Source organism: Aquitalea sp. USM4 (genome assembly GCF_004328945.1).
Lineage (GTDB): Bacteria > Pseudomonadota > Gammaproteobacteria > Burkholderiales > Chromobacteriaceae > Aquitalea > Aquitalea pelogenes.
On record NZ_CP029539.1, the window covers coordinates 3,197,257 to 3,221,487 of the forward strand.

The window sequence follows — 24,231 nt, forward strand, 5'->3', positions numbered from 1 at the left end:
TCTGCTGTGCGGCGATTACAGGCTGGGGAAGGCGAACTGCGAAGCCTCGTGGCTGGCACGTTGCGGCCAGCGCTGGGTGATGGTCTTGCGCTTGGTGTAGAAGCGCACGCCATCCGGGCCGTAGGCGTGCAGGTCGCCAAACAGCGAACGCTTCCAGCCGCCAAAGCTGTGGTAGGCCACCGGTACCGGCAGCGGTACGTTGACGCCCACCATGCCCACTTCGATTTCGTCGCAGAACAGGCGAGCTGCTTCGCCATCACGGGTGAACAGGCAGGTACCGTTGCCGTATTCGTGGTCGTTGATCAGCTGCATGGCGTCTTCCAGGCTGTTCACCCGCACGATGCACAGCACCGGGCCGAAGATTTCTTCTTCGTAGACCTTCATGCCGGGCTTGACGTGGTCGAACAGGGTGCCGCCGACGAAGAAGCCGTCCTCGCAGCCGGATACTTTCAGGCCACGGCCATCCACCACCAGGGTTGCGCCTTGTTCCACGCCACTGTCGATATAGCCCACCACCTTGTCGCGTGCCGCACCGGTCACCAGCGGGCCCATGTCCAGACCGCAGGAGGTGCCGGCGCCGATTTTCAGCTCGGCAATCTTGGGCTTGAGTTTTTCCACCAGCTTGTCGGCCACCTGGTCGCCTACTGCCACCACTACCGAAATAGCCATGCAGCGCTCACCGCAGGAGCCATAAGCCGCACCCATCAGTGCATTGACGGTGTTGTCCAGATCGGCGTCCGGCAGCACCACGGCGTGGTTTTTGGCACCACCCAGCGCCTGTACGCGTTTGCCGCGCTTGTTGGCTTCGGTGTAGATGTATTCGGCAATCGGGGTGGAGCCGACAAAGCTGATGGCTTTCACTTCCGGTGCCTGGATCAGGCCATCAACGGCTTCCTTGTCACCGTTCACCACATTCAGCACGCCCTTGGGCAGGCCGGCTTCATGCAGCAGCTGGGCAATGTACAGGGTGGAGCTGGGGTCGCGCTCGGACGGCTTCAGGATGAAGCAGTTACCGCAGGCGATGGCCAGCGGGTACATCCACAACGGCACCATGGCCGGGAAGTTGAACGGGGTGATACCGGCTACCACGCCCAGCGGCTGGAAGTCGCTCCAGCTGTCGATATTGGGGCCGACATTGCGGTTGTATTCACCCTTGAGCAGTTCCGGCACGCCGCAGGCGTATTCCACGTTTTCGATGCCGCGTTGCAGTTCGCCCACCGCGTCTTCCAGCGTCTTGCCGTGTTCTTCGCTGATCAGCTGGGCAATCTTGTCGCGGTTGGCTTCCAGCAGCTGCTTGAAGCGGAACATCACCTGGGCGCGCTTGGCCGGCGGGGTTTTGCGCCATTCCGGGAAGGCGGCCTTGGCACTGTCGATGGCAGCACGCAGGATGGCCTGGTCGGCCAGGGCCACTTCGCGTACCGGCTTGCCGAGCGAGGGGTTGAAGACGGGAGTGCTGCGGCCTGTCTGCTGGACAAGCTCACCGTTGATCAGATGGGCGATGGTGCTCACGTTGGATTCTTTCTTGCTATGCACGGTATTGGTTTGAGTATCAGGCTCAGGCCAGATTGTTCAGTACGCTGCCCACGGCATCGAACAGGGTGTCGAGCTGTGCCGGGGTGGTGTTGAAGCTGGGGCCGAATTGCAGGGTGTCGCCACCGAAGCGCACGTAGAAACCAGCCTGCCACAGTTTGAGGCCTGCCTCGTAGGGACGGATGGTGGCATCGCCGTCACGCGGGGCCAGCTGGATGGCACCGGCCAGGCCGCAGTTGCGGATGTCCACCACATGCTGGCTGCCCTTGAGCGCATGCAGCTTGTCCTCGAATACCGGTGCCAGTGCCAGCGATTGTTCGATCAGCTGTTCGCGCTTGAGTACTTCCAGCGTGGCCAGACCGGCGGCGCAGGCCACCGGGTGGCCGGAATAAGTGTAGCCATGGGTGAATTCAATGGCGTGCTGCGGCAGGTTCTGCTGCATGAAGGTGTTGTAGATTTCCTTCGAGGCAATCACCGCACCCAGCGGTACTGCGCCGTTGGTCACCTGCTTGGCGGTGTTCATGATGTCCGGGGTAACGCCGAAGTAGTCGGCACCGGTCCACTTGCCCATGCGGCCGTAGGCGGTGATGACTTCGTCAAAAATCAGCAGGATGTTGTTCTGGTTGCAGATTTCGCGCAGGCGTTGCAGATAACCCTTGGGCGGCACAATGACACCGGCGGAACCGGACATCGGCTCGACGATGACGGCGGCAATATTGGACGCGTCGTGCAGTTCGATCAGCTTGAGCAGCTCGTTGGCCAGCTCCACGCCGCCGGTTTCGGCCATGCCACGGGTAAAGGCCATACCCGGCTGCAGGGTGTGCGGCAGGTGGTCGGCATCCATCAACTGGCCGTACAGCTTGCGGTTGCCACCAATGCCACCCAGTGCGGTGCCGCCGATGTTTACGCCGTGATAGCCACGGGCGCGGCCGATAAAGCGGGTTTTGCTGGGCTGACCCTTCAGGCGCCAGTATGCCTTGGCCATCTTGATGGCGGTATCGGCACACTCGGAGCCGGAACCGGTAAACAGCACGTGGTCGAGGCCATCCGGCATGATGCCGGCGATTTCCTCGGCCAGGCGGAAGGCCAGCGGGTGGCCGTACTGGAAGCCCGGTGCGTAGTCCAGCGTGCCCAGCTGACGCGCTACCGCTTCCTGGATTTCCTTGCGGTTATGACCGGCACCACAGGTCCACAGGCCGGACAGACTGTCGAAAATGCGGCGGCCCTTGTCATCGATGAAGTAATTGCCGTCAGCAGCCACGATGATGCGCGGGTCTTGCTTGAATGCACGGTTGGCAGAGAAGGGCATCCACTGTGCGTCGAGTTTCAGATCGCTAGGGGTGAAGACAGAATGCGGTGCAGACATGATGGCTCCTGGTGCCATGGTTGATGTGCACAGCATGCATCAAACAATAGGTGAGTTAAATTGAAAGTTATAAACGTAAAGGTGAGTTTTTTTGAACGTAATGCCTGCCACCACAGTACTACTGATTGACGGGCTGGCCGGTAGTCAGGCTGGCGGGCTGCTGCGCCAGCCGCCACGCGCGCGGGGTCTGGCCGCAATGTGCCTTGAATGCCCGAGCCAGCGCGGCTTCGCTGCCATAACCCACCGCATCGGCAATCAGCTTTAATGCTTGTCCCCGACGCAGCATTTGCTGGGCCAGACTGATGCGCCAGCCTTGCAGGTAGGCCCCCGGCGTACTGCCCAGCGTACTGCGGAAGCTATTGGCAAACACGCTGCGTGACATGCCGCAAAGTGCAGCCAGTGCATCCAGCGTCCAGTCCTGCTGCGGTTGTTCATGCATGGCAACCAGGGCCCGGCGCAGCCTGGGATGGGACATGCCCGCCAGCATGCCGCCGCGGATGGCCCCCGTTTCCATCAGATAGCGCAGCAGCTGGATGAAGACCGCCTCGAACAGGCGGTCCAGCAGGGCCTCTCGTCCGCAGTAGTGGTTGAAGGCCTCGGTAAACAGCAACTCCAGAATGGCTTGGGTGCCGGGAATGTCCTTCAGCGATACGCAGACCACATCCGGCAGCGCCCCGGCCAGCGGGTTGTCAGCACCGCCGTCGAATTGCAACTGGGCGCAGGCGAGGGTGGCACCGGCTTGAGGATCGCTGATAAAGCGGCGTGCCAATGGGCGCGGGTAAAACAGCAGGCTGGGTTCGCCAATATGCAGCGCAGCCTGGCCCGGGTGTTCCACGGTCAGCTCACCGTGCTGCACCAGATGTAACTGCCCGCCGCTCTCCGGCGTGTCAAAGCGGGTCACCCCGCACAGGCTGCCGGAATGAAACAGGCGCGCACGCACCGGGAAGTGATGCAGCAAGGCGTCCAGCCTGTCGGTACAGGTATCCAGCACTTTGCGACTCCTGATCAATTTATCAATACTTTTTGTAGCATATCGTATTGGCAAGCGCGGTAAAGTGGTTTCTGCCAAACGGCTTGATCCCCCACTCATGCAATACAAGGAATCCACCATGTCCATTGAAAAAGTTCTCTACCGCGCCAATGCCACTGCCACCGGTGGCCGTGAAGGCAGTGCCGAATCTTCTGACGCTGCATTGAAGGTGCAATTGTCCACCCCGCGCGAACTGGGTGGTGCCGGTGGCCCGGGTACCAATCCGGAGCAGCTGTTCGCCGCTGGTTACTCGGCCTGCTTTCTGGGGGCGCTGAAATATGTGGCGATGCAAGACAAGGTGGCCTTGCCTGCCACCACCACGGTGAACGCTACCGTAGGCATCGGCCCGATTCCGACCGGCTTTGGTATTGAAGTGGATCTGCAGATCAGCATTCCCGGTGTCGATGCGGCCAAGGCACAAGCGCTGGTGGACAAGGCGCACATTGTCTGCCCGTACTCCAATGCCACCCGTGGCAATATCGACGTGCGCTTGCAGCTGGTGTAAGCCGACGTCCGATTCACGGCATCACGAAAACCCCCGGTCTCGCCGGGGGTTTTGTATTTGTCCGCCATGAAGCATGACTTTGGCTTATGCAGGATTTGTATTGCAATGCCAATACCGACCCGGCTGGCCCGGCGTTGGCTGGTCTTTACACTTGTTGACAGAATCATGATCAAAATTAACGATAATTAATAAACAAAACAATAAGATAGGAAGCTGACAACAGGGTGTCTGCGCATGTCAGACAAACAGAAGCGTGAAGATGGACCACAAGCAAGCACCAGCACCACAAATACAATTCGACATGATGGCACTCAGCCGCTGGCAGATCCGTCTGCTGCGGATGATGATTCCGCTTGTATTGCTATTGATCCTCATCCTGCCACCGTCCATCACGCCAACCCTGCTGCCCGCTGGCTGGCTGGGGCTGGCACCACTCACGCTGGGTATCCTGCTGTCCATGTTTCTGTGGTCGGGTTGTGGTTTTTTGCTCTGGGCCTTGTTCCGTGGCTGTGCCATGGCCAGTGCAGCGCAACAGCAGGAGCTGCAGCGGCTGTTTGCGGATCACCCGGAACTGCATGCCTACCGTGACCGGGTAGCAGCGCTGGGCCGTGGTTTTACCGTAGGCGAACATGAAACCCTGATGGCCTGGCCAGCCATGAAGGCAGCGATTGCTGACGATCTGGATTCGGCAATCTGAAATGCTGCTCATGCCCGGCAGCATTTGCCCGCGGCAGGGTGTTTTGACGGAAGCTGCATGGGTATGCACCGGCAAATCGCTGTATAATCTGGCGTTTTTCATTTTTTGCACTACGCCACATGTCCAAAGCTCCTCGTATCGGTATGGTTTCCCTCGGCTGCCCCAAGGCCCAGAGTGATTCCGAACACATTCTTACCCGCCTGCGCGCGGAGGGTTATGAAATCTCGTCCTCCTATGACGGGGCTGACCTGGTGGTGGTCAACACCTGTGGTTTCATCGATTCGGCGGTGACCGAATCGCTGGATGCCATTGGCGAAGCGCTGAATGAAAACGGCAAGGTGATTGTTACCGGCTGTCTGGGTGCCAAGGATGGCGTGGTGCAGAATGCCCACCCGTCGGTACTTGCCGTCACCGGCCCGCACGCTACCGACGAGGTGATGGATGCGGTACACAACTACCTGCCCAAGCCGCACGACCCCTTTGTCGACCTGGTGCCGGATATCGGCATTCGCCTGACCCCCAAGCATTACGCCTATCTGAAAATTTCCGAAGGCTGTAATCACCGCTGCACCTTCTGCATCATCCCGTCCATGCGCGGCGATCTGGAAAGCCGTCCGGTACACGATGTACTGCGTGAAGCGGCCAATCTGGCCCGCGCCGGGGTGAAGGAGCTGCTGGTGATTTCGCAGGACACCTCGGCCTATGGCGTGGATGTCAAATACAAGCTGGGCTTCCACGACGGCCGTCCGGTGAAAACCCGCATGACCGAGCTGTGCGAGGAGTTGGGCAAGCACGGCATCTGGGTGCGCCTGCACTATGTTTACCCCTACCCGCATGTGGATGAAGTGATTCCGCTGATGCGCGACGGCAAGATCCTGCCTTACCTGGATATCCCGTTCCAGCATGCCAGCCAGAAAGTGCTGAAGCTGATGAAGCGTCCGGCCAACAGCGACAATGTGCTGGCGCGCATCAAGAAATGGCGCGAGATCTGCCCGCAGCTGGTGATCCGCTCTACCTTCATTGTCGGCTTCCCCGGCGAAACCGAAGAAGACTTTGAAGAACTGCTGCAATTCCTGCGTGAAGCCCAGCTGGACCGCGTGGGCTGTTTCACCTATTCCGCAGTCGAAGGCGCTACCGCCAACGACTTGCCGGATCAGGTGCCGGAAGATGTGAAAGAGGCGCGCAAGGAGCGCTTCATGGAAGTGCAGGCTGAAATCAGCGCCCGCAAGCTGGAAGCCCGTATCGGTCAGCGCCTGACCGTGCTGGTGGATGAAATCGACGACGAGGGCACTGCCATCTGCCGCAGCTATGCCGATGCGCCGGAAATCGACGGCCTGGTGTTTGTGGAAGATGCCACCGGTCTTGAAGCCGGCCAGTTTGTCGAGGTGGACATTGTCGATTGCAGCGAGCACGACCTGTGGGGCGAGCGCGTCTGATTCCGTGCTGCGGATGACAAGTTGAACAAACGGCGTTCCTGCGGGAACGCCGTTTTTGTTGGTGCAGCCTAGTCCTTGAACGCGGGCAGGCTCAGCGTGAAGCAGGCACCGCCATCCGGGTGATTGTCGGCGCTCAGTTGCCCGCCATGGCGTTCGACAATGCCATAGCTGATGGACAAGCCAAGCCCGGTGCCCTTGCCGATGGGCTTGGTGGTGAAGAAGGGATCGAAGATCAGCGGCAAGGCTTCCTCGCTGATGCCGCTGCCATTGTCGTGCAGTTGCAGTTCCACGCTGTGTGTCTGACGGGTGATGTTCAGTTCCAGCCGGGGCTTCATGGTTTTTTCGATGGCATCAAACGCATTCTGGATCAGGTTCACCAGCACCTGTTGCAACTGGTTGGCCGAACCGCACACCCAGGCCGGGCTGTCCAGCCCGATATTGATGACTTCCACCCGGAATGGCGCGGCACGGCTGACCCAGTGCAGCGCGCGCTGGGTAAGGTCGGCCAGATCCACCCGTTGCCGGGTATTTTCTTCCACCGCAGAAAAGCGTTTCAGTGCATCCACGATATGCCCGCTACGCTCGGCTCCTTCCATCAGCCCCTCGCTGAGCGAGGGCAGGTCGGCAATCAGACGGTCGATTTTCAGCTCGATACGCAACGCCTGGTTTTCCGGACTCAAATCATGGGCGTGAATGGCGTTCAGGTAACGGGTGAGCTTGGCGGCATAGCGCTGCATGGCGTGGGCATTGCCCAGTACAAAGCTGATGGGGTTGTTCAGCTCGTGCGCCACACCCGCCACCAGCCGGCCCAGCGAGGCCATTTTCTCGGCTTGCACCAGCTGGGCCTGGGCGGATTTCAGCGCCTGATGCGCTGCCTGCAGCTGGGCATAGGCGCGCTTGAGTTCGCCCACCGGCCGCCCGACGGCCACAAAGCCGCTATAGCGCCCTTCGCCGTCATACAGCGGGCTGACATTCCAGGTAACCGGTACCGGCTCGCCCTGCTGGCGCGGCAGAGCGATTTCCACATCCTGCACATCGCTGCGCCCGGCTGCCAGCAGGCTGGCAATCTGTTGCCGGGACTGGCTGTCCTGCACCAGTTCGGTCAGATCGCAGCCGACCAGTGCATTTTCCGACCGGCCGGTCAGCTGCAACATGGCGCGGTTGACCTGGCGCACCTTGCCCACGGTGTCGCACACGATCAGCACGTCGGTCATCGCCGCCAGCACGCCCTCGGTGAAGTGATGGGCCTCGGCCAGTTCCCGGTGTTTGGTCTCCAGCGTTTCCTGTGAGGCCACCAGTTCGCTGTACACCTCATCCATGCGCTGGATGACATCAATCCAGGCTGATTCGGCCAGTTCCTGTCCGGCTGCAGCAATGCTGTCGTCCGGCAGGCTGACTGGCGCATGCAGGGCATGGTGCGATACGGGCATGACGGCGGTTTCCTGTAAGGAGTGGTGGTTTCATCCGATGGATTGTCCGGCAGGCATGTCTGCCGGGCGAGAGCGGCAGCCTGGCGGTCCGGCTGTACTGATTTTATGCCGGGAGCCAGCTGCCCGGCATTTTTCTTTTGTTGTAGCGGCTCATTGCCCGCAAGACGCTGGGTTTTACCTGCATGTATGGTTTGCGTGTGGCGGTATCGAGCCGCTTACCTTGGGCTGAGTGCTTTTCCTGTTCATCTGCAACCCCGTCAGGCCTGGCAAGGCCGGGCGGGGTTTTTTGATGGCAGAGCGGGCTTGCGGATGCCGTACGCGCAGTCGCATGGCATGATATGGCATTCACCATCACCGGACTCACACCATGTTTGCCCATGCTTTTGCCTACAAACAATGGGCGGACCAGCGCACCTTGCAGGCCGTCGCCACGCTGGATGCCACCCTTCAGTCAGCCACCCTGGCCTTTGTCTGCCAGCAACTCAATCACATGCTGATAGTGGAAGAGTTGTTCCGCGCCCGCTTGCTGGGCCTGCCTGCGCCGCATGCTGCCACCAATAGTGCGCAACTGCCTGAACTGGCCGAGCTGGAGCGCCGTCTGCTGGCGTCCGACGCCTGGTTTGCCAGCCATGTTGCCGGCATGGAGCCGGCAAGCGCGGCAGAAATCATCCGTTTCGTGTTTGCCGATGGCCTGGCAGGCAGCATGAGCCGTGAGGAAATCCTGTTTCACATCCTCAATCACGGCACCTATCACCGTGGTGCCATTGGTCATGCGTTGGAGCAGGCCGGGGCACAGCGCCCGGCGGATACCTATACTGTTTACATTCATGCTGCACAGCCAGAGCGAAGACTCAGCTAATCCAGATTGATCGCTGTTGTCTGACTGAGCGGCGGGGCAAGCCGTAGTGAGTGGAGCTGATACAGGGGGATGTCATGACGCGGTGCTCAAGCCTGCTGCTGACTTTGCTGGTACTGATGCTGTCAGCTTGTCAGCTGACACCCGATGAGGGCAGCCTGGGACGTGTTCTGGTCAGCGAGGTACCGACGCAACGCGCCGCGCTGCATCAGTTTGCGCAACTGGAACCATGGCTGGAGCAATTTGACAGTGAAATCCGCGCCGGGCGGCTGGTGCAGGTGCGGTGTGTGATTCCGGATGAAAATGCATATGATGGCTATCGTCAGTGGCAGCGCTTGCTGTTGTTACCGGCGCGTGGCACGGTGCAGGAGAAGGATTATGTCCGGATCAGCAAACACGCTGATCCGGCATTGAGCGGGAAGTTGTTCCAGTACCAGGCCACCATCGACGATGCCTCCGCCCTGCCGTTTTATCTGCATAGCTATCGCCCCGGTGGCACGGTATTCCGGGAACTGGAGTGCCGCTTCGGTGCGGATGGTGTGCCGCAAGCGGTTGAAGCAGGCATGGCTGTCCAGGCATGGACGCTGGACTTTGCCCGAGCCGAGCGGGCCAGGCACCAGCAGTTTTCCGATGCGGACTTTGCTGCCGGTCGGGTAGGGGTCGGGACCTGTGCGCTGCGCGACATCTTTGGCGAATATTACTATCAGCCAATATGGCTGTTTCATGTAGCTGAGGGCAGCCAGATCCGCAAGGGCGACGTGGTTGAGCTACGGTTTGGCGAGACCGAGTCGGGTGGCGGTGTTGGCCATGTTTCCACCATGACGCGCAAGCTGGGCAAGCGCGAGGACTTTGTCAGCAACACCAACCCGCTGTTTACCTGCCGTTGATCCCGGAACCGGGCAAGCGCACATGGCCGGACATGAAAGATAAGCTGCGCTAGTGCGTGGTACACACCTGACAGGGGTCGAAGCTGCGCACGATGTGCTGCACGTGCAAGGCTTGCGGGTCGCTGGCTTCCACCCCTTCCAGTGCCTTTTCCAGCGGGCCGGGCAAGCCCTGGCTGTCGCGCGGCGAGAAATTCCATGTCGTCGGCGCGATGATCTGGTAGCGGCTGATGCGCCCGGCATCCAGTGCCACCCAGTGCCCCAGCATGCCGCGTGCCGCCTCGGTCAGGCCGATGGCCTGGCTGTGTTGTGGCTGTGTGGGGGTGGCCAGCTGGAACGCATCGTCCAGTTGCAATGCCGCCAGCCATTGTTCCATCTGCGGCACGATGCGTGCCACTTCGGTAAGGCGCGCCACCACCCGGCTCAGTACATTGCCACCATGTTCTGCCACCAGGGCAAGCAGCAGTGGCTCGCCACGCAGCAGGCCGCGCGCCAGTGCGCCGGTTTCGGCGGCGGCACCGGCAATGCGCGGGGCCTTGCTCCAGCTGTAGCCCTCGGCCTTGTCCGGCAGCGGTACCGTGTCGTTATGCAAGGGCGTTGCCGAACCCTCGCCAGCCAGCCAGCTGCTGTGGTTGTCCTCGCTGATGTCGTCCAGTTCCAGCGGCAGGCGACTGCCGTCCTGCCATACCCCGGCCGGGCTCCAGCAGCCATCCGGCGCGGCATAGGCGTCGGCCGTAATAAAGCGGTCGTAGCTACGGCCCAGTTGGTGCAATTGCAGCTTGTCGGCAATGTGCAGAAAACAGGCAAAGTCCGCATTGGGGGCTTGCTGGCGGTAGTTTGCCAGTGCCTCTGCCGAGTCCAGTGCCGCGATGGCTTCCAGCGGCAGGCCGAAGGTGTGCTGTTCCAGATAGCGGCGGAAGGTGCGCAACCATTGCTGCAAGCGCACCCGTTCGGCCGCACTGACCACCTTGGTGACGCCACCCGGTTGCAGGCACAGCGTGTGCGGCCAGTGGCCGGCCAGGCTGCCCATGAAACGCATCAGGATGGCGCGTGCCTCCAGCATGGGGGCGACGCTACTGCCGCGCTGGGCCTGGAAGCGGGCGAGGGTGTCCGCATGCCAGGGCCGGGACTGGTAGTCGGCGCGGGCAAAATCCGGCATGAAGAACAAATAGAAATGGCTGAGATGGTCGGCAATGTTTTCCACCGCATGGACCAGATTGCGCACATGCAGGCCATTGGCTGGCGGGCTGATGCCATACAGGGCAGACAGCGCATTGGCCGCCGCCACCGATTGCGATACCGAACAGATGCCGCAGATGCGCGGCACGATGGCCAGCGCGTCCAGCGGCTCGCGGCCCAGCAATATCCGTTCGAAACCGCGAAACAGCGGGGCGGTGACGCGGGCGGCGCTGACCTTGCCATCGGTAAAGTCCAGCGTGATGTTCAGATCGCCCTCGACACGGTTGAAGGGACCAAGAATGCGGCGGCTCATGCTTTGTTCTTTTTCGGCAGGGAGGGTGGCACGGTCAGGCGGTCGCGGGTGGCATTCTGCCGTACCCGGGCCGGCGTGGCGGATTTGGACAGCGTGGCCAGTGCGACAAACCAGGCCTTGGGCATGTCGGTGGGCAGGCCTACCGGGAAACCGGCCACCTGCGGTGTGCTGAAGAAACCATGGCCGGGGTCGGCAAAGTCCGGCGCAGTGCAGTTGATGCAGGGGTAGCCGCCGGTGAGGCAGGAACCCTCGCCATTCCAGCCACGGCTGTTGCAGTCGGCATGGGCCTGGGTGCCCTTGCAGCCCACGTGTTCCATCAGGCAGCCCATCTGGCCCGGTGCTGTGGCGCTGGCCTTGAATTCGTAGAATTCGTTCTTGTCGCAGCCGTGGTGTACCAGCTTGTCGGCGTAAAAGCGCGGGCGGCCCAGCGGGTCGAGGTCGCTGGCCTTGAGGCTGTCACTGGCCAGCAAGGCCAGGGTTTCCAGTACCCAGCCCGGATGGGTGGGGCAGCCGGAGATGTTCACCACCGGCAGTCCGCCTGCGGCGTGGAAATCTCCGCCCAGCAGTCCGCCCGGATGATTGCCGCTGTGGTTCAGCCCCACCGCACCGGTCAGGTTGTCGCCCGCCGCGCTGATGCCGCCATAGGCAGCGCAAGTGCCCACGGCGATGACTTGCCGGGCGCGGCGCGCCAGTTGTTCGATCAGCGTGCTCATGCTTTGGCCGTCCGGCAGCAGGTGGAAGCGCCCGGCGGCACCGGTCATTACCGATCCTTCCAGGCAGAGCATGTCCAGCGGCTCGCTGCCATCGGCCAGGGCTTGCAGCAAGTGCATGGCTTCATCCAGGCTTTGCTCGGCAAAGCTCGGGTGCCAGATCAGCTCGATGCCGATGTCCTCCAGCGTGGTAAACAGGCTGGGTGATTCGGCATTCAGCAGCGACAGGGTACAGCCGCCGCAGCCGCCGGATTGCAGCCACAGCAGGCGCTTATTTTTCGAGGCCATAGCGGGTCAGCTTGTTGCGCAGGCCGACGCGGGACAATCCCAGCTCGGCCGCCGCGCGGGTTTTGTTCCAGCGCAGCCGGGTGAGGGTTTCGCGCAGGATCTGTTTTTCCAGTTCTTCCATGCGGGTTTTCAGATCGCCCGGCAGGCCGGAAAGAAAGGCCAGCTCGGCGACTTGCTCTTCGGCCGCAGCCTGCAGTACTTCGGCCGACAGCAGCTCGGCTCCCAGCCGGTCTTCGTCGCTCAATACCAGCATGCGGTTGATCTCGTTGCGCAGCTGACGCACATTGCCCGGCCAGCGGTAGTCCTGCATGGCTTGCAGGGTGTCCGCGCCAAAGTGGGCGGCCGGGCGCTGATAGTGCTGGCAGGCTTCTTCCAGCAGGCTGTGGGCAATCAGCGGAATGTCCTGTGGCCGGTCGCGCAGCGGCGGTACGCTGACGGTAAAGGCGGACAGGCGGTAGTAGAGGTCTTCGCGAAACTGACCGGCGCGTACCAGCTCCGGCAGTTGCTTGTTGGTGGCGGATACCACGCGCACATTCACCTTGAGCGGGCGCGGGCTGCCCACCGGGCGGATTTCGCCCTCTTGCAGCACGCGCAGCAGCTTGGCCTGGAAGGCGGGCGAGGTTTCGCCGATTTCATCCAGGAAAATGGTGCCGCCATCGGCTTGCTGGAACAGGCCGATGCGGTCCTGGTAGGCCCCGGTGAAGGCACCGCGCTTGTGGCCGAACAGCTCGCTTTCCAGCAGTTGTTCCGGCATGGCGGCGCAGTTTTCCACCACGAAGGGGCGGTCGCGGCGGTGACTGGCATAGTGCAGCGCACGCGCCAGCAATTCCTTGCCCACGCCGGATTCGCCTTCAATCAGCACGGCGATGTCAAACGGTGCCACCCGCGACAGCAGCGCGCAGATCTTGCTCATGCTGCTGTCCGGCGCACGCACGATATTGTCCATGGCCGAGCGTTCGCGCATTTGCTCGCGCTTGCTGTCCACCCGCACCTTGAGCCAGGGTTCGGACGATTTCAGCTCCACGTTCAGCAGTTCGTTTTCCTGCTGCAGGCGGAACAGCTCCACTGCGCCCTGCACGGTGAGCAGCAGCGATTCCGGCCGCCACGGCTTGAGCAGGTATTGATAGATACCCGCTTCGTTGACGGCGGCAATGATGTCGGCGTTGTCGGTGTAACCGGACAGGATGATGCGGATGACTTGCGGGCAGCGTTCGCGCACCTGCTTGAGAAACTCCACGCCGCTCATGTCCGGCATGCGCTGGTCGCTCACCACGACCTGAATGAATTCCGAATCCAGAATGGCCAGCGCCTCGGCAGCGCCATTGGCGGTAAACAGGGTGAAGTCGTCTTCCAGTGTGCGTTCCAGGGCTTCCAGAGAGCGGATTTCATCATCCACCAGCAAGATGGCGGGTTTGGCGCGCATTGTTGTTATTCCCCAAGGTGTGTTCGGTACGTTGTGTTTGCTATGGTGCGGGCAGGCCCGGCCTGTATGGTTGCTTGCAGTATCGGACAAGCACTCAACAAATGCGCGGCAGCATTTCGCCGCTCAGCCAGTCCAGCAGGCGTTCGCCGCCAAAATCGGTCTGCACCCGCACAAACTGGTGGGCGTCGGCTACCACTTCGCCAATGATGGCCGCCTGCTTTCCCAGCGGGTGGGCATGCAGTGCCGCCAGCGCCGCGTTTGCCTCTGCTGCCGGGCAAATGGCCACCAGTTTACCCTCGTTGGCGATGTAGAGCGGGTCCAATCCCAGAAATTCGCAGGCGGCGCGCACGCTGGCCTGTACCGGGATGGCGCTTTCCTGCAGCCGCATGCCCACGCCGGACTGCTGGGCGATTTCGTTGAGCGTGGTGGCCAGGCCGCCACGGGTGGGGTCGCGCATCAGGCGCAGGCCGGGGCTGGCAGCCATCAGTGCGGCAGCCAGCGTGTGCAGGGCTGCGCTGTCGGACAGGATGGGGCTGGCAAAGCCCAGCCCTTCACGCTGTGACATCACCGCCATGCCATGATCGCCCAGCGTGCCGGACAGCAGGATCACATCGCCGGGGCGGGCCTGATCGCCGGACAGGTTCACCCCGTCGGCCACCACGCCCACGCCGGTGGTGGAAATGAACACGCCATCGCCCTTGCCGCGTTCCACCACCTTGGTGTCGCCGGTGACAATGGCCACCCCGGCTTCGCGTGCGGCGGCCGCCATGGAGCGCACGATGCGCGCCAGATCAGCCAGCGGCAGGCCTTCTTCCAGAATGAAACCGGCGGACAGATACAGCGGCGTGGCACCGCCCATGGCCAGGTCGTTCACCGTGCCATGTACCGCCAGGCTGCCGATGTCGCCGCCGGGGAAGAACAAGGGCGAGATGACATGGCTGTCGGTGGCAATGGCGATGCGTCCGCCCGGTGGCGGCAGGATGGCCTGGTCATTACCCTGCGCCAGCCAGTCGTTGGCAAATTCGGCGGCAAACAGCTCGCTCACCAGCTGGGCCATGGCACGACCACCGCTGCCGTGGGTAAGGTTGACCAGACCGTGCTTGAGGTCGAGCGGACGGGTGTAGGGCTTGCTCATGCCGTGGCTCCCTGTACGAAACGGCCATAGTGGTAATGGGCGGCACAGGCCCCTTCGCTGGACACCATGCAGGAGCCCAGCGGGTTGTCCGGGGTGCAGACAATGCCGAATACCTTGCAGTCTTGCGGCTGCTTCTGGCCACGCAGGATGGCACCGCACTCACAGGCCTTGTGGTCCGGCACGTGACGATACGGCAGGGCAAAGCGCAACTCGGCGTCAAATTCGGCAAAGTCGGGGTGAATGGCCAGCGCGGAGTGCGGCACCTGGCCCAGGCCGCGCCATTCAAAGCTGTCGCGCAGCACCATGGTTTGCGCCACCCGCTCGCGGGCTTTCTGATTGCCTTCATGGGTGACGGCACGGGTGAACTGGGTTTCCACCTCGGTGCGGCCCTGGTTGATCTGTTCCACCAGCATGGCCACCGCCTGCAGCACGTCCAGCGGTTCGAAACCGGCAATCACCACCGGCTTGGCAAACTCTGCGGCCACGGCGGCATAGGGTGCGCTGCCAATCACGGTGCTGACGTGGGAGGGGCCGATAAAGCCGTCCAGCTGTACCGCATCGCCAGCGGCCAGCAGATGGCGCATGGCGGGCGGGGTGAGCACGTGGTTGCAGAACACACTGAAATTGGCCAGTTGTTCCTGCCGCGCCTGCAATAGCGCCAGTGCGGTGGGCGGGGTGGTGGTTTCAAAGCCGATGGCAAAGAACACCACCTGCTTGTGCGGGTTGTCGCGGGCAATCTGCAAGGCGTCATTGGTGGAGTACACCATGCGCACGTCTGCGCCCTTGGCACGCGCCTGGTACAGGCTCATCTTGTTTGATGCCGGTACGCGCAGGGTGTCGCCATAGCTGCACAGGATGACATCCGGACGCAGCGCCAGCTCGATGGCGGAATCCACCCGGCCGATGGGCAACACGCACACCGGACAGCCGGGGCCGTGGATCAGCCTGATATTGTCCGGCAGCAAGCCGGTGAGACCATAGCGGGCAATGGCGTGGGTGTGGCCGCCGCAGAACTCCATCAGCCGGTATTCACGTGCCGGGTCCACCAGACGGCTGATTTGCGCAGCCATGCCACGGGCAACATCGCCACGGCGGAATTCGTCTACATATTTCATGCCTGCTCCCCCGCTGCCAGTTGATCCATCAAGGCCAGGGTGCGGGCTGCTTCTTCCGGGTCCAGTTTGCCGATGGCGTAACCGACATGCAGGATGACGTAATCGCCTTCCTGCGGGCTGTCGATCAGGGCGACCGATACTTCACGGCTGACACCGTCCACGTCCACTACGGCCATCTCGTCGGGCAGTAGCTGGCTGATTCTTACCGGCATGGCCAGGCACATATTGTTTCTCCTTGTTATTGTGTTTGCGCTGCAAGGGCAGGCGCATCAGCGCCATTGCTGCGCATTACCCTGCAGCAGCCGCTGGCGGGCCACCCAGGCCTGACCCAGGCTCAGGCCGCCATCGTTGGGCGGCAGGGCATGGGCGGTGTGTACTTGCAGGCCGGCATCACGCAGCAGCGGCAGCAGGCCTTGCAGCAATTGGCGGTTGGCGCAGCAGCCACCGGCCAGCAACAGTTGCCGTATGCCGGTGGTGCTGGCGGCACGTGCGGCCCAGTCGGCCAGCGCATGCGCCAGCGTGGCGTGCCACAGGCTGGCAATGGCCACCGGGTCGTGCAGTTGCAGCAACTGGCGCGCCAGCGGGGTGAGGTCCAGCAAATTGGCGGCAGATACCTGCCAGCCACCGGCCAGCGGCGCACAGGGCGCGGCCAGCGCTTCCAGTTTTTGTGCGGCTTCGCTCTCGAAGCTTTGTTCCGGGCAGATGCCAGTCAGGCCGGCAATGGCGTCAAACCAGCGGCCCATGCTGGTGGTGTCCGGGCAGTTGAGCCCGGTTTCCAGCTGGCGCAGCAGCATGGGCAGGCCGGGGCGCTCGCTCAGGTGCTGCGGCAAGGGCAGCTCGCCGGTCAGCCGGTGCCACAAGCCCACCGCCATGCGCCAGGGCTCGCGCGCGGCCTTGTCGCCACCGGGCAGCGGCAAGGGGGTGACATGACCCATGCGTTCGCAACTGGCCCCTTCCAGCATCATCAGTTCGCCGCCCCAGGCGCCGCCGTTCTTGCCCAGGCCATAGCCGTCCAGTGCCAGACCCAGCGTCGGGCCTTGCAGGCCATGCTCGGCGATGACGGCAGCCAGGTGGGCATGGTGGTGCTGCACCGGCAGCACCGGAATCCCCAGCTGTTGCGACCATTGTTGGGCCAACTGGCTGGAAAAACTGTCCGGTTGCAGATCGCAGGCAATGGCCTGCGGGCTGACGCCGGTCAGGTCCAGCAGATGCTGGGCGGTGTGTTCCAGTGCCTCGCAACTGAGCGGGTGGTCCAGGTCGCCCACATATTGCGAGACAAAAGCCTCGTTGCCGCGCAGCACCGTTGCCGTGGTCTTGAGATAAGCGCCCAGCGCCAGCACGTCCGGCCCGCTGTCGGCCAGCGGCAATGGGTCCGGCACAAAGCCGCGCGCCCGGCGATAGAACAGCGGCTGGCCGCCTTGCAGCGCCATTACGCTGTCGTCGCAGCGGGTGACGATGCTGCGGTTGTGCAGCAGGAACACGTCGGCCACCTTGTTCAGCCGTTCACGCGCTTCCTGATTGCTGGTGACAATGGGTTCACCGGACAGGTTGGCACTGGTCATCACCCAGGTTTGCTCACAGGCTTGCTCGCGCCATTGCTCGCCTTGCGGGCGACCCAGCGCTTCGTGGAACAGCAGCCATTGCAGCGGGGTGTAGGGCAGCATCACGCCGATGGCGGCAATGCCGGGCGCGATGTCCGGCATCCGCTGGTCGGCTTCCGGTTTCTTTTGCAGCAGCACGATGGGCCGTTCCGGGCGTTGCAGCCAGGCGGCTTCCTGCGGGCTGACTTCACAAAAGGCGCGGACGGATTCCACATTGAGCGCCATCACTGCCAGTGGCTTGCCGGGGCGATGCTTGAGCTGTCGCAGCCGCGCCACGGCCTCAGGATTGGTGGCGTCGCACACCAGATGAAAACCGCCCAGGCCCTTCATGGCAATGCTGCGGCCCATCTGCAGGATCTGCCATGCGCCGTGCAGCGGGTCGCCATTCAGGGCAATGCCAAAGCGGTCGGTCAGTTGCAGCTGCGGGCCACAGTCCGGACAGGCGGTAGGTTCGGCATGAAAGCGGCGGCTGTGCGGGCTCTGGTATTCGCTGCGACAGGTCGGGCACAGCAAGAAGGGCAGCATGCTGGTGTTGGCCCGGTCGTAGGGCAGGCGATGGGTGACGGTGTAGCGCGGGCCGCAATCGGTACAGTTGATGAAAGGGTAGCGATAGCGGCGGTCAGCGGGGTTGAACAATTCGGCGAGGCAGGCCGGACAGGTGGCGCTGTCGGCAGGCAGGCGTGCCTGGGTGGTGCTGCCGCTGCTGCTGCGGATTTCAAAACCGTCTTCGTCCGGCAATGGGTCCAGCAGGGTTTGCTGCATGCTGTCGATCTGGGCCAGCGGCGGCAGGTGCTGTTGCAGTTGCAGCTGGAAGGCGGCCAGCTGGCTACTGCTGCCTTGCAGTTCCACCGTCACGCCCTCGCCACTGTTGTGTACAAAGCCGGACAGGCCTTCCGCCTGGGCGGTGCGCCAGATGAAGGGACGGAAGCCCACTCCCTGAACCCGGCCGCGGATGGCCAGTCGCAAGCGTTGTGTCGGCATGATTCAGCGGCGCTCCTGCAACTGCTGTTCCAGCGCGGCAATCTGCTGGCGCAGGCGGGCCACTTCACGCTGCTTCACCAGCTGGGCATCGTTCATTTCCAGCAACAGCCAGTCAATCCACAGGTCCATGCCGTCGCCGCTCTTGCTGGACAGCTGCAATACCTTGATTTTGGGGTTGATGCGGCGGGCGTTGGCAATGCACACGTCCACGTCGAAATCCAGATGGCGCAGCAGGTCTATCTTGGTCAGCAGCATGATGTCGGCGGCGGCAAACATGTCCGGATACTTCAGCGGTTTGTCCTCGCCTTCGGTCACGGAGAGGATGGCCACCTTGTGCGCCTCGCCCAGATCGAAAGCGGCCGGGCACACCAGATTGCCGACGTTTTCGATCAGCAACAGGCTGTCGTCGGCCGGGTTCAGCTGTTCCAGCGCCTGGCCCACCATGTGGGCGTCCAGATGGCAGCCCTTGCCGGTGTTGATCTGGATGGCCGGTGCGCCGGCCGCGCGGATGCGCTCGGCATCGTTGCTGGTTTGCTGGTCGCCTTCCACCACGTATACCAGGGTGTCGCTGCCCAGCTGGCGGATGGTTTCGGCCAGCAGGGTGGTTTTGCCCGAACCGGGGCTGGACACCAGATTCAATGCAAAGATGCCGCGGTCACGCAGCCACTGGCGGTTTTGCGCGGCATAGCCATCGTTCTTGGACAGGATGTCCTGCTCGATCTTCACCATGCGCGCCTGGCTCAGGCCCGGCGCATGGGCATGGGCCGCGCCCTGACCGTAATGCAGCGCCGCGCCACCCGCCTGCTGGCTGAGCGTGGGCTGATGTTCTGCCGCCTGGTCTGCCGGGCTTGCCGGTGCCGGGCGGGCGTGGACATGATGATGGTCGTGGTCGTGGTCGTGGTCGTGGTCGTGGTCGTGGTCGTGGTCGTGGGAATGGCCATGATCATGCGCATGGTGCGGGCGATACGGAAACTTCACGCCGCCGGGAGCCCGGCCTTCAATCTTCACATTGCTTTTGCTGCAGCCGCAAACGGTACACATTGCTGCCTCTCCTTGTTTTTCATTCTGATGGCAGCGGCCGGTGGCCACTTGCCGGTATTCATGGGGCGGGGCTTATTCCACTTCCAGTTCGCTGACGCGCATTTCATCGCCACCGGTTACTTGCACCTGATGCTTGCCGCACAGTGGGCAGGCATCAAAGCGGGCATGGACAGCCACGCTCTGGCTGCAGGCCAGGCACCAGCCTTCACCGGGCTGGCGCACAAAGTGAAAGCGCGCGCCATCGGCCAGCGTGTCGCGGCTGACCACTTCCAGGCAAAAATCCAGGGCTTCCACTTCCACCCCGGCCAGCTCGCCTATGCTCAGCCACACCTGTTTGACCCGGCTGAAGTCCTGGGCCCTGGCCTGGTCTTCCAGCAACTGGACGATGCCTTCGGCCAGTGACATTTCATGCATATTCGGTTTCCTTGCTCACGCTGTACGCCACACAGGGGTCGATCAGGCTGATCTGGCGCTGCCATTCTGCGGCATTGGCCTTGGCCAGAAAACCCAGGCTTACCCGCAATACCCCTTCCGGATGCGCATGCCACAGTGTGGGCGGCAGCACCCGGTAACGGCTGATGCGGCCTGCTGCATCCAGCGCCGCCAGATGCAACAGCGGCCCGCGTGCGGTTTCCACCAGCGCCAGCGCGCCATCGGGCAGGCTGGCGACACTGGCTTGCAGTTGCTGTGTGCCGCTCAGCCAGCGCGCCAGTTGCAGCAGCCGCGCCAGCAGCCGTGCGCGCGGACGTAAATTCATTTCCAGCATGCCGGGCAGTTGATCCGCCTCGCGTGCCAGTGCGCTCACTTCACATGCCTGTCCCTGCCACACCGGCCCGCCGGGACGCAGCCAGTCGGCCAGATGCGTCGCCAGCATGCCAGCGCCAAGCGGGGGCAGCAGCGTACAGCCCGGCAGCGGCTGATCCAGCATGCGCAGCCAGCGCGCCGGTGCGGTATCGCTTTGCATCAGCCAGGCCAGCCAGCCGTCTTCGCCGCGTTGCAGCCAGTGCTGGCAGTCTTCGCCGTAGACAAAGGCTTCGGCCAGACTGCGCAGGGTGGGCAGATCCTGTGCCGCGCGCCATTGTGCGGTCCACTGTGCCGCCGCCGGTGCACCGTCAAAAGCCTGCGACCAGTCCAGCAGCAGCTTGCGCAGGGTTTCCCGCACGGCTTCCAGTGTCAGCATGGCATGCTGTTCATCACTAGCAATGGCCTGCTGACCGGCCGCCTGTTGCAGCACCAGTCGGGCGGCCAGGCTCTGCGCCCTGGCACACAGGGTGAACAACAGGGGCGTCATGGCCTCGACCTGTGCCACGGATTGGCCGATGAACAGGCGCTCGGCCTCCATGCGCGGCCAGCTTACGCGAACGGCAGTCGTGCTGTCCTTGTTCTGGCTCAGGACAATGTGAATCCGGTCGGTATTCATCGGCTCAGTCCAAACAGGCGACGGCGGGACATATCCGGTGCGGCGGGCTGTGCCGGTGGAAACAGCAGCTTGAGTACTTCTTCTGCCGTAGCACAGGCACTGGCCTGATCGGCAAATTGCAGCACCGGCGAAAACAGCGAGCACAGCCGGTAGTCGCCCAGTGCGTCTTCATGGCCAGCCATGAAGGGCAGGGCGTCACCCGGCAGTTGCACCACCACCTCGCCCCCCGGTGGCACCGGCGGCAGGCTGTCGGCTGCGGCAGGCAGCAGCAACAGGTTCATGAACCAGGGGGTGAGCAGCACGCCCACCCATAGCTGGCCATGCGGGCCGTCCCACTGCTGAAAGCCGATGGCCTGTACCTGCAAGGCCGGGTTGAGGATGGGAATGCCCTGCATGCGGGTGTCGGCAATCTGGCGGAACAGCTGTTCCAGCCGGAGGCCGGGGTTGTGGGCTGGGTTCATGCCGGGCTGTCCAGCACCATGAACTGGTCGCGTGCGCCATCGCATACCGGGCAGCGCCAGTGTTCCGGCAGGGCGGAAAACGGCGTGCCGGGCGGAATCTGCCATACATCGTCGCCCTGGGCCGGGTCGTACACCCACCAGCAGATCTTGCATTCCATGCGCGCATCGTCCGCCAGGCTGTCATCGCGCCCCAGATAGGAGCCTTCAAAGCGCCCGTCCATCAGTATTCCCCTTGCAACCACTGCCAGGCTTCCTGCAGGCGGTCCAGCGAGTCGGCCAGATCGTCTTCCGAGGCCAGCGCCACTTCCGGAATGCGGGTGATTTCCAGCGTATCCAGCAAGATGCTGTTCATGCCGTTGAAGTACTGCACGCGCCAGACATTGCGTAGTGAGGTGGCCATGATGCGGCATTTGCCATAGCCACGGGAAAACACCCCGCTATTGCCCGGCCCCAGGATGGCATCCAGGCAGTCCATGTCGGCCGGGCTCATCGGCAGCAAGGAAAAGTTGATGATATGGGCCTCGCTGCCGGGGTTTTGCATGGCGGCGGCAATTTCGGTCAGTACCGGCCCGGCATTCATCAGCTGGTCGGGCAGGGTGGGGATGTCCAGCTCACCTTTGCCAAACGCGCGGGCAGCCTGCCATACGGGGGCGGGAATCGGGCAGGCTTCGATGCGGTCGGCCAGCAACTGGCCATCGGCGCTGCTTTCCAGCACGCGCCAGATACCGGCGAATACCGACTCCTGCATGTCCAGTTCGCGTCCGTCCAGCAGTTTCACCCGACAGGACACCTCGCCTTCGCCCAATAGCTGGTTGATCAGCTGGCGGTTGGCGGCATCAAGCTGGCTGATGTCCTGCACCGGGTAAACCTCGGCATCACCCTGATAGCCCTGCAACTGGGCAATCAGCTCGGCAATCACCTGTTTGGCGGCATGCAGGTGTTCCACCTCTTCCGAGGTGGGCAGGGTGGGCTGGTCGAAGCTGTCGATTTCACGCGGCAGCGGCATGTAGGCCAGGTCCGGGTCTTCCGGTTGCGAACCGGGGCCAAGGCCCACCACGGCGACGGGGAAGGGTTTGATGTTCATGCGCAACCTTTCTCGCTGCTGGCACTGGTGACCGGAATGCCGACCGAAGGCGGGCGACGGGTGGGGGCGGTCAGCTTGTCGGCAAAGCTGTGCACGATGTCCGGCCAGTCCTGCAGGCCGGCGATGATGCCCACGTATTCGCCCTGACGCAGAAACAGCAGGGCGGGGAATTTCAGGATGCCAAAGCGTTTGGCAATGGCCTGGCTGGCGGGCAGGTCGGCATAGGCCACACGGAAGGTATCGGCGGGGAATTCGCGCAGCACTTCCGGCACGATCACCACATTGTCCAGCACTTCCGGGTATTTCACCGGGTCGGCATTCAGCATCACGATCAGGTTTGGCGTGGTAGCGGCCAACTGGTCCAGGCTGGCGGCATCAACGGCCTGGTAGCCGCTGTCAGCCAGCCGTTGCAGTAGATTGTCTTGCGGGTTGCTCATCAGGAGGTTTTCCTTTGTGCGTCCAATTGCGCCTGCAGATGCGGTGGCAGCTGAGGTTCGCGCTGATTGAGGTCGGCCAGATGGATGGCCGGGTCGAAACGGCCGTTCATGGCGGCATCCAGTGCGGCCAGCGCGTCCAGAATGTCGGCCGCACGTTCGGCGCTTAGCACCTCGCGTGCCGCGCCCATGAATACCAGCAGCCAGTCACCGGGCTGTACTTCGCCCACCAGCGACAGGTCTACCGTTTGCCATTGCCCGGCGTGCTGACAGTCGGCCACCAGTTCGTGACAGCGTTCCACTTGCATGGGAATGCCCAGACACATCAGCCTTCTCCTTGCAGCACGCGGTCGTCGCCGATGCGACAGGCCAGTTCGGCTGACGGGCGTTCGTCTTCATAGCGCTGCATGTCCAGGCTGGCGTGATTCAGCCGGTCGTCGTCCTGGCGGGGTGACAGGCTGACGCCCCAGTCCTGCAACTGCTGCACGGCCAGTTGAATGGCCGGTTCCAGCTGTGCACGCACGGCGTCGGTCAGGCTGCCGCCATAGTCTTCCAGCTGCACCGGTTGCACGCCGATCAGCACAATCTGGCCGGGCAGATTGCCCTTGAGGTCGGCCAGAGCCAGCACCTCGGAAAAACCGGTCTGGTGCAAGCTCATTTTCTTGGCGGTGAGATAGGCCGGTACGGCATCGTCGCGGTACACCTTGAGCGTGCCGGGCGTGAGGCCGAAGTCGATGGCGTCGAACAGGATCAGCCGGTCCGCTTCTTCCACATAGGGCAGCAGCAACAAGCCTTGGGTGCCACCGTCCACAACGTCGACGTTGGCAGGGAGCTGGTAGCGGGCAAACAGCTGCTCGGCGGCGCGTACGCCAAAGCCTTCGTCAGCCCAGAGCAGGTTGCCCAGCCCCATGATGGTGATGTGTGCGGTGTGCATGGTTTCGATACTGCTGTAACGGAACGGGTTACAGATCAAGATTCATGCCAGTGCCGGGCTTGCGGGGAATGTGTGTCAGATCAGTGGCTTGAGGCGTATTCCATATGCGATGCAAGGACATAGCCCTGACAAATGGAAAGTAAAAGTGCAAACCATCTAACCAGTAGTGATCAGGTAGCTGCCATGCATGGACGCGTTCCCGGAAATGGACAAGGCTGTTTCGGGAATGGCGGTCGACTGGCGGTGAGAACCGCGTTGGGCATGCCACTGGTCAATGAAGGCTGCGGCAGTCCCGGACGCAGCGCCAAGCATCTTGCCATTGGGGCTGGCAGCGCAGTGGATGACGATCAGCTTGATGGTGCGGGACACGATATTTCC

Annotated in this window: 26 protein-coding genes; 5 read left to right on the forward strand and 21 right to left on the reverse strand. The window is 62.6% G+C overall.

Annotation, left to right across the window (positions count from 1 at the left end; genetic code table 11):
- Positions 1 to 15: 15 nt before the first annotated feature.
- From DKK66_RS14760 to DKK66_RS14770, 3 genes are all read right to left on the reverse strand, one after another.
- Positions 16 to 1,509, reverse strand: coding sequence for a CoA-acylating methylmalonate-semialdehyde dehydrogenase (locus DKK66_RS14760; RefSeq protein WP_131359338.1), 1,494 nt, complete (start codon positions 1,507 to 1,509; stop codon positions 16 to 18).
- A 46-nt stretch (positions 1,510 to 1,555) separates the two neighbouring features.
- Entirely contained in the window at positions 1,556 to 2,896 is a 1,341-nt protein-coding gene (locus tag DKK66_RS14765) for an aspartate aminotransferase family protein (protein ID WP_045845150.1), read from the reverse strand.
- A gap of 118 nt (positions 2,897 to 3,014) precedes the next feature.
- Positions 3,015 to 3,887 (reverse strand): AraC family transcriptional regulator, encoded by an 873-nt coding sequence (locus DKK66_RS14770; protein ID WP_207389789.1) that lies wholly within the window; start codon positions 3,885 to 3,887, stop codon positions 3,015 to 3,017.
- 118 nt (positions 3,888 to 4,005) lie between these two features.
- Between DKK66_RS14770 and DKK66_RS14775 the strand changes: the two genes are divergently transcribed.
- The 3 genes from DKK66_RS14775 (at position 4,006) to rimO (ending at position 6,564) form a co-directional block, all read left to right on the forward strand.
- On the forward strand, positions 4,006 to 4,431 hold the full coding sequence (locus DKK66_RS14775; RefSeq protein WP_131359342.1) for an organic hydroperoxide resistance protein: 426 nt from the start codon (positions 4,006 to 4,008) through the stop codon (positions 4,429 to 4,431).
- A 259-nt stretch (positions 4,432 to 4,690) separates the two neighbouring features.
- Positions 4,691 to 5,128 (forward strand): hypothetical protein, encoded by a 438-nt coding sequence (locus tag DKK66_RS14780; protein WP_131359344.1) that lies wholly within the window; start codon positions 4,691 to 4,693, stop codon positions 5,126 to 5,128.
- Positions 5,129 to 5,247: 119 nt separating this feature from the next.
- Positions 5,248 to 6,564, forward strand: a complete 1,317-nt coding sequence (gene rimO / locus DKK66_RS14785) for a 30S ribosomal protein S12 methylthiotransferase RimO (protein WP_062788522.1) — start codon at positions 5,248 to 5,250, stop codon at positions 6,562 to 6,564.
- A 68-nt stretch (positions 6,565 to 6,632) separates the two neighbouring features.
- On the opposite strand, the gene DKK66_RS14790 is transcribed toward rimO, so the two are convergent.
- Positions 6,633 to 7,994, reverse strand: a complete 1,362-nt coding sequence (locus DKK66_RS14790; RefSeq protein WP_131359346.1) for an ATP-binding protein — start codon at positions 7,992 to 7,994, stop codon at positions 6,633 to 6,635.
- Positions 7,995 to 8,361: 367 nt separating this feature from the next.
- Here DKK66_RS14790 and DKK66_RS14795 point away from each other — a divergent pair, with 367 nt between their 5' ends.
- Both DKK66_RS14795 and DKK66_RS14800 read left to right on the forward strand, forming a co-directional pair.
- Positions 8,362 to 8,853: a DinB family protein gene (locus DKK66_RS14795; protein WP_131359348.1), complete on the forward strand. Its 492-nt coding sequence runs from the start codon at positions 8,362 to 8,364 to the stop codon at positions 8,851 to 8,853.
- A 74-nt stretch (positions 8,854 to 8,927) separates the two neighbouring features.
- Complete coding sequence (locus DKK66_RS14800) at positions 8,928 to 9,737, forward strand: hypothetical protein (protein WP_131359350.1); 810 nt, start codon at positions 8,928 to 8,930, stop codon at positions 9,735 to 9,737.
- A 49-nt stretch (positions 9,738 to 9,786) separates the two neighbouring features.
- Here the strand turns inward: DKK66_RS14800 and DKK66_RS14805 are convergent, their stop codons facing one another.
- The 17 genes from DKK66_RS14805 to DKK66_RS14885 all read right to left on the reverse strand — a co-directional run bounded on the left by DKK66_RS14805 (position 9,787) and on the right by DKK66_RS14885 (position 24,222).
- Entirely contained in the window at positions 9,787 to 11,226 is a 1,440-nt protein-coding gene (locus DKK66_RS14805; protein ID WP_131359352.1) for a nickel-dependent hydrogenase large subunit, read from the reverse strand.
- Complete coding sequence (locus tag DKK66_RS14810) at positions 11,223 to 12,224, reverse strand: HupU protein (RefSeq protein ID WP_131359354.1); 1,002 nt, start codon at positions 12,222 to 12,224, stop codon at positions 11,223 to 11,225. Before DKK66_RS14810 ends, DKK66_RS14805 begins: the two co-directional genes overlap by 4 nt.
- Positions 12,208 to 13,647 carry a sigma-54 dependent transcriptional regulator gene (locus tag DKK66_RS14815; RefSeq protein ID WP_045845138.1) on the reverse strand — a complete coding sequence of 480 codons (1,440 nt, stop codon included), beginning with the start codon at positions 13,645 to 13,647 and terminating at the stop codon, positions 12,208 to 12,210. Before DKK66_RS14815 ends, DKK66_RS14810 begins: the two co-directional genes overlap by 17 nt.
- Positions 13,648 to 13,741: 94 nt before the next feature.
- Positions 13,742 to 14,782 carry a hydrogenase expression/formation protein HypE gene (gene hypE / locus DKK66_RS14820; protein ID WP_131359356.1) on the reverse strand — a complete coding sequence of 347 codons (1,041 nt, stop codon included), beginning with the start codon at positions 14,780 to 14,782 and terminating at the stop codon, positions 13,742 to 13,744.
- A complete protein-coding gene (hypD, locus tag DKK66_RS14825) occupies positions 14,779 to 15,897 on the reverse strand; it encodes a hydrogenase formation protein HypD (RefSeq protein ID WP_045845136.1) in 1,119 nt (372 codons plus the stop codon). Before hypD ends, hypE begins: the two co-directional genes overlap by 4 nt.
- Positions 15,894 to 16,121: a HypC/HybG/HupF family hydrogenase formation chaperone gene (locus tag DKK66_RS14830; RefSeq protein WP_045845135.1), complete on the reverse strand. Its 228-nt coding sequence runs from the start codon at positions 16,119 to 16,121 to the stop codon at positions 15,894 to 15,896. Before DKK66_RS14830 ends, hypD begins: the two co-directional genes overlap by 4 nt.
- 45 nt (positions 16,122 to 16,166) lie before the next feature.
- Complete coding sequence (gene hypF / locus DKK66_RS14835) at positions 16,167 to 18,479, reverse strand: carbamoyltransferase HypF (RefSeq protein ID WP_207389790.1); 2,313 nt, start codon at positions 18,477 to 18,479, stop codon at positions 16,167 to 16,169.
- Positions 18,480 to 18,482: 3 nt separating this feature from the next.
- Positions 18,483 to 19,520, reverse strand: a complete 1,038-nt coding sequence (gene hypB, locus DKK66_RS14840; protein ID WP_131359358.1) for a hydrogenase nickel incorporation protein HypB — start codon at positions 19,518 to 19,520, stop codon at positions 18,483 to 18,485.
- Between the two features lie 72 nt (positions 19,521 to 19,592).
- On the reverse strand, positions 19,593 to 19,934 hold the full coding sequence (gene hypA / locus DKK66_RS14845; RefSeq protein ID WP_197077103.1) for a hydrogenase maturation nickel metallochaperone HypA: 342 nt from the start codon (positions 19,932 to 19,934) through the stop codon (positions 19,593 to 19,595).
- Complete coding sequence (locus tag DKK66_RS14850) at positions 19,927 to 20,940, reverse strand: hypothetical protein (RefSeq protein ID WP_131359360.1); 1,014 nt, start codon at positions 20,938 to 20,940, stop codon at positions 19,927 to 19,929. The genes hypA and DKK66_RS14850 overlap by 8 nt, the downstream gene beginning before the upstream one ends.
- A complete protein-coding gene (gene hybE, locus DKK66_RS14855; RefSeq protein WP_131359362.1) occupies positions 20,937 to 21,401 on the reverse strand; it encodes a [NiFe]-hydrogenase assembly chaperone HybE in 465 nt (154 codons plus the stop codon). Before hybE ends, DKK66_RS14850 begins: the two co-directional genes overlap by 4 nt.
- Complete coding sequence (locus DKK66_RS14860; RefSeq protein WP_131359364.1) at positions 21,398 to 21,622, reverse strand: rubredoxin; 225 nt, start codon at positions 21,620 to 21,622, stop codon at positions 21,398 to 21,400. Before DKK66_RS14860 ends, hybE begins: the two co-directional genes overlap by 4 nt.
- Positions 21,622 to 22,485, reverse strand: a complete 864-nt coding sequence (locus tag DKK66_RS14865) for a hydrogenase expression/formation protein (protein WP_131359366.1) — start codon at positions 22,483 to 22,485, stop codon at positions 21,622 to 21,624. Before DKK66_RS14865 ends, DKK66_RS14860 begins: the two co-directional genes overlap by 1 nt.
- Positions 22,482 to 22,922 (reverse strand): hypothetical protein, encoded by a 441-nt coding sequence (locus DKK66_RS14870; protein ID WP_131359368.1) that lies wholly within the window; start codon positions 22,920 to 22,922, stop codon positions 22,482 to 22,484. The genes DKK66_RS14865 and DKK66_RS14870 overlap by 4 nt, the downstream gene beginning before the upstream one ends.
- Positions 22,922 to 23,245, reverse strand: a complete 324-nt coding sequence (locus DKK66_RS14875; protein WP_131359370.1) for a HypC/HybG/HupF family hydrogenase formation chaperone — start codon at positions 23,243 to 23,245, stop codon at positions 22,922 to 22,924. Before DKK66_RS14875 ends, DKK66_RS14870 begins: the two co-directional genes overlap by 1 nt.
- A complete protein-coding gene (gene hybD, locus DKK66_RS14880) occupies positions 23,245 to 23,853 on the reverse strand; it encodes a HyaD/HybD family hydrogenase maturation endopeptidase (protein ID WP_131359372.1) in 609 nt (202 codons plus the stop codon). The genes DKK66_RS14875 and hybD overlap by 1 nt, the downstream gene beginning before the upstream one ends.
- A 156-nt stretch (positions 23,854 to 24,009) precedes the next feature.
- Entirely contained in the window at positions 24,010 to 24,222 is a 213-nt protein-coding gene (locus DKK66_RS14885; RefSeq protein ID WP_131359374.1) for a hypothetical protein, read from the reverse strand.
- Between the last annotated feature and the right edge of the window lie 9 nt (positions 24,223 to 24,231).

What these genes read in the sequence shown, in the direction of transcription:
- rimO (WP_062788522.1), top strand. Translation starts at nt 5,248, where the DNA reads ATGTCCAAAGCTCCTCGTATCGGTATGGTTTCCCTCGGCTGCCCCAAG.
- DKK66_RS14865 (WP_131359366.1), bottom strand. Translation starts at nt 22,485, where the DNA reads ATGAACATCAAACCCTTCCCCGTCGCCGTGGTGGGCCTTGGCCCCGGT.
- DKK66_RS14790 (WP_131359346.1), bottom strand. Translation starts at nt 7,994, where the DNA reads ATGCCCGTATCGCACCATGCCCTGCATGCGCCAGTCAGCCTGCCGGAC.
- DKK66_RS14850 (WP_131359360.1), bottom strand. Translation starts at nt 20,940, where the DNA reads ATGAATACCGACCGGATTCACATTGTCCTGAGCCAGAACAAGGACAGC.
- DKK66_RS14765 (WP_045845150.1), bottom strand. Translation starts at nt 2,896, where the DNA reads ATGTCTGCACCGCATTCTGTCTTCACCCCTAGCGATCTGAAACTCGAC.
- hypD (WP_045845136.1), bottom strand. Translation starts at nt 15,897, where the DNA reads ATGAAATATGTAGACGAATTCCGCCGTGGCGATGTTGCCCGTGGCATG.
- DKK66_RS14875 (WP_131359370.1), bottom strand. Translation starts at nt 23,245, where the DNA reads ATGTGTCTGGGCATTCCCATGCAAGTGGAACGCTGTCACGAACTGGTG.
- DKK66_RS14870 (WP_131359368.1), bottom strand. Translation starts at nt 22,922, where the DNA reads ATGAGCAACCCGCAAGACAATCTACTGCAACGGCTGGCTGACAGCGGC.
- DKK66_RS14800 (WP_131359350.1), top strand. Translation starts at nt 8,928, where the DNA reads ATGACGCGGTGCTCAAGCCTGCTGCTGACTTTGCTGGTACTGATGCTG.
- hypB (WP_131359358.1), bottom strand. Translation starts at nt 19,520, where the DNA reads ATGTGTACCGTTTGCGGCTGCAGCAAAAGCAATGTGAAGATTGAAGGC.
- DKK66_RS14815 (WP_045845138.1), bottom strand. Translation starts at nt 13,647, where the DNA reads ATGCGCGCCAAACCCGCCATCTTGCTGGTGGATGATGAAATCCGCTCT.
- hypF (WP_207389790.1), bottom strand. Translation starts at nt 18,479, where the DNA reads ATGCCGACACAACGCTTGCGACTGGCCATCCGCGGCCGGGTTCAGGGA.
- hypE (WP_131359356.1), bottom strand. Translation starts at nt 14,782, where the DNA reads ATGAGCAAGCCCTACACCCGTCCGCTCGACCTCAAGCACGGTCTGGTC.
- DKK66_RS14795 (WP_131359348.1), top strand. Translation starts at nt 8,362, where the DNA reads ATGTTTGCCCATGCTTTTGCCTACAAACAATGGGCGGACCAGCGCACC.
- hybD (WP_131359372.1), bottom strand. Translation starts at nt 23,853, where the DNA reads ATGCACACCGCACACATCACCATCATGGGGCTGGGCAACCTGCTCTGG.
- DKK66_RS14810 (WP_131359354.1), bottom strand. Translation starts at nt 12,224, where the DNA reads ATGGCCTCGAAAAATAAGCGCCTGCTGTGGCTGCAATCCGGCGGCTGC.
- DKK66_RS14805 (WP_131359352.1), bottom strand. Translation starts at nt 11,226, where the DNA reads ATGAGCCGCCGCATTCTTGGTCCCTTCAACCGTGTCGAGGGCGATCTG.
- hybE (WP_131359362.1), bottom strand. Translation starts at nt 21,401, where the DNA reads ATGAACCCAGCCCACAACCCCGGCCTCCGGCTGGAACAGCTGTTCCGC.
- DKK66_RS14860 (WP_131359364.1), bottom strand. Translation starts at nt 21,622, where the DNA reads ATGGACGGGCGCTTTGAAGGCTCCTATCTGGGGCGCGATGACAGCCTG.
- hypA (WP_197077103.1), bottom strand. Translation starts at nt 19,934, where the DNA reads ATGCATGAAATGTCACTGGCCGAAGGCATCGTCCAGTTGCTGGAAGAC.
- DKK66_RS14830 (WP_045845135.1), bottom strand. Translation starts at nt 16,121, where the DNA reads ATGTGCCTGGCCATGCCGGTAAGAATCAGCCAGCTACTGCCCGACGAG.
- DKK66_RS14780 (WP_131359344.1), top strand. Translation starts at nt 4,691, where the DNA reads ATGGACCACAAGCAAGCACCAGCACCACAAATACAATTCGACATGATG.
- DKK66_RS14775 (WP_131359342.1), top strand. Translation starts at nt 4,006, where the DNA reads ATGTCCATTGAAAAAGTTCTCTACCGCGCCAATGCCACTGCCACCGGT.